8 protein-coding genes and 2 pseudogenes are annotated in these 6,315 nt (G+C 74.6%); 7 read left to right on the top strand and 3 right to left on the bottom strand.

Going from position 1 to position 6,315, the window contains the following annotated elements; all coding sequences use genetic code 11:
* Positions 1 to 385: response regulator transcription factor (locus tag GEV28_RS27380; protein ID WP_291415140.1), on the top strand; the 385-nt coding region annotated here is incomplete at its 5' end.
* A 100-nt stretch (positions 386 to 485) separates the two neighbouring features.
* Here the strand turns inward: GEV28_RS27380 and GEV28_RS27375 are convergent.
* Complete coding sequence (locus GEV28_RS27375) at positions 486 to 770, bottom strand: hypothetical protein (protein ID WP_291415139.1); 285 nt, start codon at positions 768 to 770, stop codon at positions 486 to 488.
* On the opposite strand from GEV28_RS27375, the pseudogene GEV28_RS42580 reads away from it, so the two are divergent.
* Both GEV28_RS42580 and GEV28_RS27370 read left to right on the top strand, forming a co-directional pair.
* Positions 655 to 909: pseudogene (locus tag GEV28_RS42580) on the top strand (amidohydrolase family protein); the annotation flags it as partial. The gene GEV28_RS27375 and the pseudogene GEV28_RS42580 overlap by 116 nt on opposite strands.
* Before the next feature lie 58 nt (positions 910 to 967).
* Positions 968 to 1,624, top strand: coding sequence for an amidohydrolase family protein (locus tag GEV28_RS27370; RefSeq protein ID WP_291415137.1), 657 nt, complete (start codon positions 968 to 970; stop codon positions 1,622 to 1,624).
* On the opposite strand, the gene GEV28_RS27365 is transcribed toward GEV28_RS27370, so the two are convergent.
* Entirely contained in the window at positions 1,613 to 2,113 is a 501-nt protein-coding gene (locus GEV28_RS27365; protein WP_291415135.1) for a GNAT family N-acetyltransferase, read from the bottom strand. The genes GEV28_RS27370 and GEV28_RS27365 overlap by 12 nt on opposite strands.
* A 118-nt stretch (positions 2,114 to 2,231) precedes the next feature.
* On the opposite strand from GEV28_RS27365, the gene GEV28_RS27360 reads away from it, so the two are divergent.
* The 4 genes from GEV28_RS27360 to GEV28_RS27345 all read left to right on the top strand — a co-directional run bounded on the left by GEV28_RS27360 (position 2,232) and on the right by GEV28_RS27345 (position 5,740).
* Positions 2,232 to 2,489 carry an amphi-Trp domain-containing protein gene (locus GEV28_RS27360; protein ID WP_291415133.1) on the top strand — a complete coding sequence of 86 codons (258 nt, stop codon included), beginning with the start codon at positions 2,232 to 2,234 and terminating at the stop codon, positions 2,487 to 2,489.
* Between the two features lie 69 nt (positions 2,490 to 2,558).
* Positions 2,559 to 3,386, top strand: coding sequence for an endonuclease/exonuclease/phosphatase family protein (locus GEV28_RS27355; protein ID WP_291415131.1), 828 nt, complete (start codon positions 2,559 to 2,561; stop codon positions 3,384 to 3,386).
* Positions 3,387 to 3,486: 100 nt separating this feature from the next.
* Positions 3,487 to 5,004, top strand: coding sequence for an alpha/beta hydrolase (locus tag GEV28_RS27350; RefSeq protein ID WP_291415130.1), 1,518 nt, complete (start codon positions 3,487 to 3,489; stop codon positions 5,002 to 5,004).
* 112 nt (positions 5,005 to 5,116) lie between these two features.
* Complete coding sequence (locus GEV28_RS27345; protein WP_291415129.1) at positions 5,117 to 5,740, top strand: hypothetical protein; 624 nt, start codon at positions 5,117 to 5,119, stop codon at positions 5,738 to 5,740.
* Between the two features lies 1 nt (position 5,741).
* Here GEV28_RS27345 and GEV28_RS27340 read toward each other — a convergent pair.
* Positions 5,742 to 6,305: pseudogene (locus tag GEV28_RS27340) on the bottom strand (oligopeptide/dipeptide ABC transporter ATP-binding protein); the annotation flags it as partial.
* Positions 6,306 to 6,315 lie beyond the last annotated feature (10 nt).

The raw sequence follows: 6,315 nt of genomic DNA, 5'->3' as shown, positions 1-6,315 counted from the left end.
GTTCGCCGCGACCGCGCGCTACCACCTGGCCCGCGTGCTGGCCCGGCGCCGGCGGCCGGGGGACGAGGCGGAGGCGGCGGCGCTCGCGGAGTCGGCCGGCGCGGTCGCCGACCGGCTCGGCATGGCCCCGCTGCGCCGCGACTGCGCGACGCTCGCCGCGTCGCTGTCCGGGCAGGTGGCCGGTCCGCTCACCAAGCGGGAGCGGGAGATCGCCGTGCTGGTGTCGCAGGGGCTGACCAGCCGCCAGATCGCCGCGGCCGCGCACATCAGCGAGCGGACCGCGGAGAACCACGTGCAGCACATCCTCGGCAAGCTCGGGTTCACGAGCCGCGCGCAGATCGCCGCCTGGGTGGTGGGCCAGGAGATGAGTACCGGCGCTGAGTAGTCGCCACGACGCGGCTGGCGGGGTGCCGGCGCCACGCTTCCGGCATGACCACCACCACGTCCGAGCGCCGCACGCGCACCGTCCTGCGCGCCGCCTGGCTCTACGACGGGACCAGCGCCACGCTCGTCCCCGACCCGACCGTCGTCCTGGACGGCGGCACGATCACCGCGGTCGACTCCGGCCCGTCCGCGGCCCTGCCGCCCGACGCGAACGTCGTCGAGTTCCTCGGCGCGACGCTGCTCCCCGGCCTCGTCGACACCCACGTGCACCTGGCGTTCGACGCGTCCGCCGACCCGGTCGGCGCCCTCGCCGCCCGCGACGACGACGCCGCGCTCGCCGCCATGGCCGACGCCGCCCGGCACGCCGCCCGCGGCGGGGTGACCACCGTGCGCGACCTCGGCGACCGCGACTACCTGTCCCTCGCGCTGCGCTGCGCGGCCGACCCGACGCTGCCCACGATCGTCGCGGCCGGACCGCCGATCACCACTCCCGGCGGGCACTGCCACTACCTCGGCGGCGCCACCACCGACGTGCGCGCGGCCGTCCGCGAGCACGCCGAGCGCGGCGTACGTCGTCAAGATCATGGCGAGCGGCGGCAACCTCACCCCGGGGACGCGGCCCGAGGTGCCGCAGTTCGGCACCGACGAGCTGCGCGCCGCCGTCGACGAGGCGCACCGGCACGGCCTGCCGGTCACCGCGCACGCGCACGGCACCCAGGCTGTGGCCGACGCGGTGGCCGCCGGCGTCGACGGCCTGGAGCACGTCACGTTCATGACCGCCGACGGCGTCGACCCCGCACCGCCCGCCCTGGTCCGCACGATCGCCGACCGGCGCGTCACGCTCGGCATCACGCTGGGCATCGCCCCGGGCCCGGGCGTCGAGCCGCTGCCCGCCATGACCGCGCGGCTGCCGGCGCTGCTCGCGAACGCCCGCCTGCTCCACGCGTCGGGCGCGCCGGTCAACGCCGGCACCGACGGCGGCGTCGGCCCGGCCAAGCCGCACGACGTGCTCCGCTGGGCCGTCGGCCAGCTCACCGGGATCGGGCTGACCCCGGCCGAGGCGTTGCGCGCGAGCACCTCGCACGCCGCGGCGGTCTGCGGCCTCGGGCATCGCAAGGGCCGCATCGCCCCCGGCTACGACGCCGACGTGCTCGTCGTCCGGGGCGACCCGATCGCGGATCCGGCGGTGCTGCACCGGATCCGCGCGGTGTACCTGCGCGGCGCCCGGCTAGAGGCGTAGCTCGAACAGCTGGCCGGGCCAGTCGCCGACGGAGAACGTCTCGGTGGGGGTGTAGCCGGCGCGGGTGTAGTAGCGCACGAGGTCGCCCGTGCCGCCCGCGTAGCAGTCCACCCGCATCAGCCCGACGCCGCGCGAGCCGGCCCGGTCCCGGGCGTGGTCGAGCAGCGTCGTGCCGATCTTCTCGCCGGCGTGGCGCCGGGAGACGAGCAGCAGCACCACGTACAGCTCGGGCTCGTCGACCGGCGGCGCGTAGTCCATCTTCCGGTCGCTGACGATCAGCGCCCCGGCAGGCTCCCCGTCGACCTCGGCGATCCACAGCTCGCCGTCGGCGGCCATGCGCCCGATCCGCTCGACCCGCCGCGGCTGCGCCGACCACGGCTCGGTGCCCCACTGCTCGGTGTTGCCCCGCGACACCATCCACTCGACCGCCTCGTCGAAGAAGTCGAGCAGCACCGACACGTCCCGCGTGTCCCCTGGACGAATCTCCATGCGCTCCTGTCTACCGGTTTCCCGCCGGCACCGAACCGCTCGGGCGCACGGTGCGGGCACACGGTTGAATGTGCCCGCACCGGCGCCCGCACCGAGGGCGCTCGACAACGGAGGTCATGTGACCGGCGCAGCGAGGGACATCGAACGCATCTACTCGACCGCGGACGTGGTCGCGAAGCTCCGCCGCCTCGCAGACGCGCTGGAGTCGGGGACGTCCTTCCGGATCCAGATCGCGGGCGAGCGGTTCCGCGTCCCGGCGCGAGCCGAGTTCTCCATCGAGCACGAACGCGGCGACGGCGAGGAGGAGATCGAGTTCCAGCTGACGTGGAAGCTCGCCGAGGACGACGCGGACGACGACGGAGCCTCGGTCGTCTGACGCCGACGTTCTCGCGGACTTCGTCCCCCCGCCATCTCGGGATCACCGCGATGCGGTTGCATGGCGCGCATGCGTCGAACCCACCTGGTGCCACTACTCGCCCTGCTGACCGTTGTCGGGCTCGCCACACCCGCGGCCGCCGACCAGCGAGCGCCCTCGGTCCGTCCGCTGACCGTGCTGTCGTTCAACATCCACCACGCGGCGGGGCTCGACGGCGTGTTCGACCTCGACCGGCTGACCACGGAGATCCGGCACACGCGCGCGGACGTGATCGGGCTGCAGGAGGTCGACCGAAACTACGGTGAGCGCAGCGGCTGGACCGACGAGCCGGCGGAACTCGCCCGCCGGCTCGGCATGCACGTGGTGTACGGCGCGAACCTCGACCTCGAGCCGCCCGCGCCTGGCCGGCCGCGCCGGCAGTACGGCACCGCGATCCTGTCCCGGTACCCGATCCTGGAGTGGCACAACACCTTGCTGCCCAAGGCCCGGCCGGAGGAGGAGCAGCGCGGCCTGCTCGAGGCCGTGCTGAACGTCCGCGGTCTCGACGTGCGCGCGATGACCACCCACTTCCAGCACGACAACGCCGAGGCCCGGGTGCTGCAGGCGAACGCCGTCGCGGCGGCCGTCCGGTCCGCCGCGGAACCGGTGGTGCTGACCGGAGACCTGAACGCGACGCCGGACACCCCCGAGGTAAGGACGCTGACCGCGATCCTCGCCGACAGCCACGCCGAGGCCGGTCGCGGCGACGGCTTCACCTACCCGGCGGAGGCCCCGGCGGCGCGGATCGACTACGTCCTGACCGACGCGCTGCCGGTCGTCAGCACCGTGCGCCCCACCGAGGCCTCCGACCACCGCCCGACCATCGCCGGCCTGGTGGTATGGGGGCCGCGGTACTGACCAGACCCTCAGCTGTCCACACAGGACAGTTGCCGGGCGCACGACGACCGCTGGGCGCTGGACTGTGGGCGCCGCCCTCGGGCGGCTATAGGGTGGCCCGATGCGAGCTCGGCTCCTGATGATCGTCGCGGTGTTGGTGGTGGCCGGGATGTTCTCGTCGTCAGGGGTGGGGGTGCCGCCCGAGGTGGGCGCCTCGTCGGAGGCCGGGCCCTGGTACTACCGCCAGCAGCTGGCGTGGGGGTCCTGCGCCGGCGACGTGTTCTTCGTCCGCAGCGCGGAGTGCGCGCGGCTCGCGGTTCCGCTGGACTACGCGAAGCCGGACGGTGCCCGCGTGTCGCTCGGCGTGCTGCGGCACCGGGTCGAGCGGGCGGACCGGCGGATCGGGGCGCTCGTCGTGAGCCCGGACGGGCCGGGGGACTCCGGGATGTCGCTGGCCGCCGGGGTCGCCTACCAGCTCGCGGCCGAGCCGCTGCGGGACCGGTTCGACCTCGTCGGGTTCGACGCGCGCGGGGTCGGGGCCAGCCGGCCACTCGTCGCCTGCCTGCCCGACCAGGCGCTCGACGCGCTCCGGGCGCTGCCCGCGGAGCCGACCGCGGAGCCGACCGTGGACAGCTCGGCCGAGGTGGTCGCGGTCGGCGAGCTGCTCGCGGACGGCTGCGCGAAGGACACCGAGCTCCTCTCGCACGTCGGCACCCGCGAGACCGTGCGGGACCTGGACGTCCTGCGCGCGGCGCTCGGCGAGGAGAAGCTCAGCTACTTCGGCCGCTCGTACGGCACCCGGGTCGGTGCCGCCTACGCCTCCGCGTTCCCCGGCCGGGTCCGGGCCATGGTGCTCGACGGCTCGGTGCATCCGACCGCGCCGCCGGTCGAGCAGCTGCGTGCCCAACTGACCGCGCTGACCGCCGCCTTCACCGCGTACGCCACCTCCTGCGCGCGGCGACCCGACTGCCCGGTGGGCACCGACCCGGCGGTGGCGGCGCGCGAGCTCGACGACCTGCTCGCGCGCGCGCCCTACCCGGTCGGCGACCGCGAACTGTCCACACGGGACATCGCCTACCTGGTCACCTCCCAGCTCTACAACAGCAGCTCGTGGCCGGTGCTCAGCCAGCTGCTGGCGGATCTGGAACATGGCGACGCCGGCAAGCTCCTCGAGCTGGCCGACCGGATCCTCGACCGGCAGGCGGACGGGTCCTACGCCGCCGGTGGCCTCGACGTCAGGCTCGCGGTCGACTGCGTGGACGGCGAGTTCCCGGCCGACCCGGTCGCGACCCTGACCGACCTGCGAACCTCCGCGGGCCCTGGCGGGACCTGGCGGCTCCCCGCGGTCGATGTCGAGGCCCTCGTCTGTCCACATTGGCTGGTGCCGCCGGTGGCCGAGCCGATCACCGGCGCTCCGGACCCGCCACCCGTCCTCGTGATGGCCACGACCGGCGACGCCGCCACCCCGTACGCGAACGGCGTCGCGATGGCCGAGCGGCTCGGCGCCGACCTCGTGACCTACGAGGGCTACCGGCACACCGTGTACCTGGCCAGCGACGACTGCGTGAACCGGACCGGCCACGACTACCTGGTCAGCCTGCGCACCCCACCCGAGCACACCCGCTGCCCCGGTTTGTGAGGCACCAGGGGCCCCGAACCCCGCGGCGCGGCGCGGCAGAGCGATACTGCGATACGCGGCCGGCCACGCCGGCGCCGCGCACCGGCCCTCCATCACCCGAGGAGAGACAAAGATGGCCCCGCCGTCACTGACGACGACCAGACGATCGCTGCACGGCGTCGCCGAGCTGATCCTGGCCGGGCCGCAGTACCGGAGGAGTGCCGACATCCGGCTGCGCGTCACCGAGGGCGGCTTCGCCACGATCGCGAAACCCGACCTGCGGCTCGACGGCATGCACCTGGTCACGGGCGACGTGCGGGTCGAGCTGGACGGGCGGACCTACGCGGACGTGGCGTACGCCGTGGCCGTCGACGTGGGCGACCCGGCCGGGGTCTATGACGAGGGCTCCGGCGTGAAGCCCGACGAGCTGATCACGCTCGACCCGGAGGCCACCCGAACGATCACCGACGCCCTGCTGGCCGGTGACGTGGCGCTGCGCGGTTTCGCCCCCGAGGAGGACCAGGTGCTGTGGCCGGAGCACCTCGACGTCGGCATCACCCTCGGCGACGTCAACTACGGCGTCTCACCCGGCGACCAGCTCATTCCCGAGCCGTACGCCTACGTCGGACCGCACGAGCCCCGTCCGGGCGCCTTCTGGAACGCGCCCTTCGGCGCGGCCCACCCGACCCGCGAGCTGGGCGACGCGGCGGCGATCCTGAGGTTCTTCCGGGCCGGCCGCGCACACGCGTCCCGCTGAGTCACGGTGAGCGCAGCGCCTCCTCGGCGAAGTGGCACGCGCTGCGCGGGCCGTGGTCGCCGATCTCCCGCAGCGGGGGAGCGTCGTGCCGGCAGATGTCCTGTGCCAGCCAGCAGCGCGGGTTGAACCGGCAGCCGGTGGGCGGGTCGATGGGTGACGGCGGCTCGCCGGTGCGGACGCGGCGCCCCCGCGCCGCCCGGTCCGGCGAGGGCACCGCGGACAGCAGCGCCTGCGTGTACGGGTTCGCCGGCTCGTCGTAGATCGACGCGGTCCCGCCGACCTCCGCGACCCGCCCCAGGTACATGACCGCGACCCGGTCGGCCAGGTGCCGCACGACGGACAGGTCGTGGGCGATGAAGACGACCCCCACGCCGAGCCTGCGGCGCAGGTCCGCGCGCAGGTTGATCACCTGTGCCTGGACCGAGACGTCGAGCGCGGAGACCGGCTCGTCGCAGATGAGCGCGTCGGGTTCGAGGGCCGGCCCGCGGGCGATGCCGATGCGCTGCCGCTGGCCGCCGGAGAACGGGTGCGGGTAGCGGCTCGTCATGTCGGCGTCCATCCCGACCGGGCTTGTT

It is taken from the genome of Actinophytocola sp. (genome assembly GCF_009379765.1).
GTDB lineage: Bacteria > Actinomycetota > Actinomycetes > Mycobacteriales > Pseudonocardiaceae > Actinophytocola.
This window is presented reverse-complemented; position numbering and strand designations above follow the sequence as displayed.

Coding starts and splice junctions, on each gene's coding strand:
- GEV28_RS27370 (WP_291415137.1), top strand. CDS start 968: ATGGCGAGCGGCGGCAACCTCACCCCGGGGACGCGGCCCGAGGTGCCG.
- GEV28_RS27365 (WP_291415135.1), bottom strand. CDS start 2,113: ATGGAGATTCGTCCAGGGGACACGCGGGACGTGTCGGTGCTGCTCGAC.
- GEV28_RS27355 (WP_291415131.1), top strand. CDS start 2,559: ATGCGTCGAACCCACCTGGTGCCACTACTCGCCCTGCTGACCGTTGTC.
- GEV28_RS27350 (WP_291415130.1), top strand. CDS start 3,487: ATGCGAGCTCGGCTCCTGATGATCGTCGCGGTGTTGGTGGTGGCCGGG.
- GEV28_RS27345 (WP_291415129.1), top strand. CDS start 5,117: ATGGCCCCGCCGTCACTGACGACGACCAGACGATCGCTGCACGGCGTC.